General features: G+C 75.9%; 1 protein-coding gene. It reads right to left on the minus strand.

Annotation, left to right across the window (positions count from 1 at the left end):
• The coding region (locus ACTIDRAF_RS31310) for a non-ribosomal peptide synthetase (RefSeq protein WP_039789654.1) at nucleotides 1-1,632 on the minus strand (1,632 nt) is incomplete at both ends.

Consider the following 1,632-nt stretch of genomic DNA (forward strand, 5'->3'; position numbering starts at 1 on the left):
CGTGGTGGCCTGCGCCCAGATCCCCAGCTGCGTCCACGACAGCGGGGCCGTGGCCACCGGGGCGGTGGGCACGGGGCCGGCCCGCACCGGGGTTGGCTCGTCGGCCCACGGCGCGAGCGACTCGATGGTCGGGTTGTCGAACAGGTCCGGCATCCGCAGCCCCGGGTAGCCCAGCGCGTGCATCCGGCGCACCAGGTCCATGGCCAGCAGCGAATGCCCGCCCAGGGCGAAGAAGTTGTCGTCCAACCCGACCCGGGGCGCTCCCAGCAGCTCCGACCACAGCGCGGCCACCGCCCGCTCCCGGTCGGTCCTCGGCTCCCGGAACTCGGCGTCGGGCTCGACGGGAACCGCCAGCGCCGCCCGGTCCACCTTCCCCGCGGCCGTCCTCGGCAGCGGCGAGTCGTGCACCCGGACCACCGTGGGCACCATGAAGGAGGGCAACCGGGCCACCAGGTGCGCGCGCACCGCGTCCCCGTCCACCCGGGGCGAGGCGCCGACGTGGGCGGCCAGGACGTCCCCCCGGACGACGACGGCCGCCTCGACCACCTCGGGGTGGGCCGCCAGCGCGGCCTCCACCTCGTCCAGCTCGACGCGGTAACCGCGCAGTTTCACCTGGCGGTCGGCGCGGCTGACGAAGTGCAGCACCCCGTCCGCCAGCCGTGCCAGGTCCCCGGTGCGGTACATCCGCCGCCCGTCCCCGGCGAAGGGGTCGGGGAGGAACCGTTCCGCCGTCAGCCCCGGGCGGCCGACATACCCCCGCGCCAGGCCGGTGCCCGCCAGGTACAACTCGGCGACCACCCCGTCCGGTACCGGCGCCAGGTAGCGGTCCAGCAGGTAGGCCCGCGTGTTCGACGTGGGCGTGCCGATGGGGACCCCGCCGCCGGCGACCAGCTCGGCGGCGGTGGCGCCGACCGTGACCTCGGTGGGCCCGTAGGCGTTGACCAGCCGGACGCCGCGCACCAGGCGGTGCCAGCGGTCCACGGCGGTCGGCCCCACCTGCTGGCCGCCGATCGCGACCAGCCGCAGCGCCGGCGGCAGCACCAGGCCCTCCTCGTCCAGGGCGTCCACCAGCCGTTCCCAGTAGCCGGTGGGCAGGTTCGCCACCGTCGTCGCGGTCCGTTCGCAGCAGGCCAGCAGCGCGCGCACCGAGGTGACCGACTCGTCGTCACGCAGCACCACCGTCGCGCCGGCCACCAGGGTCGGGAACACCTCCTCGACCAGCACGTCGAAGCTGACCGCGCAGAACTGGAGCGCCCGGTCGGCGGGGGAGAGGCCGTACTCCCGCACCGCCCACCGGACGTGGTCGGCCAGGGCGCCGTGCTCGACCACCACCCCCTTGGGTTCACCGGTCGACCCGGAGGTGAACAGGACGTAGGCGGGATCGGCCGGCGAGGGCTCCGGCCACCGGCGGCCGGAGCGCTCCCGCGTGCCACCGGCCTCGACCGGCGTGTCACCGGGGCGGACCACCGCGACACCGGCTCCGGCGAACCGGTCGAGGTCGGTGGTGACGAGCAGGCGGGCCCCGCTGGTCCGGAGCTGACCGGTCACGCGGTCGTCGGGGTCCTCCGGTGACAACGGCAGGAACGCGCACCGCGCGACCAGCACGCCGAGGAGCACGGCCACCAGGTCGGC

The sequence above is a fragment of the Actinoalloteichus spitiensis RMV-1378 genome, assembly GCF_000239155.1.
Classification (GTDB): Bacteria; Actinomycetota; Actinomycetes; order Mycobacteriales; family Pseudonocardiaceae; genus Actinoalloteichus_B; species Actinoalloteichus_B spitiensis.